The 364-nt window shown below is 35.4% G+C and carries 2 protein-coding genes; one reads left to right on the top strand and one right to left on the bottom strand.

Features of this window, described 5'->3' with window-relative positions:
• Positions 1 to 112: HU family DNA-binding protein (locus OK414_RS29870; protein ID WP_264363585.1), on the top strand; the 112-nt coding region annotated here is incomplete at its 5' end.
• A gap of 147 nt (positions 113 to 259) precedes the next feature.
• Here OK414_RS29870 and OK414_RS29990 read toward each other — a convergent pair.
• Positions 260 to 364: hypothetical protein (locus tag OK414_RS29990; RefSeq protein WP_404932081.1), on the bottom strand; the 105-nt coding region annotated here is incomplete at its 5' end.

Raw genomic sequence — 364 nt, 5'->3', positions numbered from 1 at the left:
ACGTAAAGAGCGTACAGGACGTAATCCTCAAACAGGTGAAGAAATGACAATTCCAGCAACGAAGGTCCCAGGTTTTAAAGCAGGAAAAGAGTTTAAAGAAGCTGTTAAATAAAGAGTACTTATATAAAGCCTCTGGAAATCCATACTGGAGGCTTTACATAATGTCTATCTTAATCTTATTAAATTTGTAGTTTCTTACCTCGTTTACATAAGCAACACATCTAGGAATCAAGAAAAAACGTATGAATTTCTACGTAAATTAAGACTTACTACCAAATCTACATTCTATCTCTTGCTTGAGAATTTCTGCACCTCTTGGGCTTAACACAACTCCTTTTGCGTATTCACGATTATGTGGACTTAC

The sequence above is a fragment of the Priestia sp. JV24 genome (assembly GCF_025910025.1).
Taxonomy (GTDB): Bacteria; Bacillota; Bacilli; order Bacillales; family Bacillaceae_H; genus Priestia; species Priestia megaterium.
This window is presented reverse-complemented; position numbering and strand designations above follow the sequence as displayed.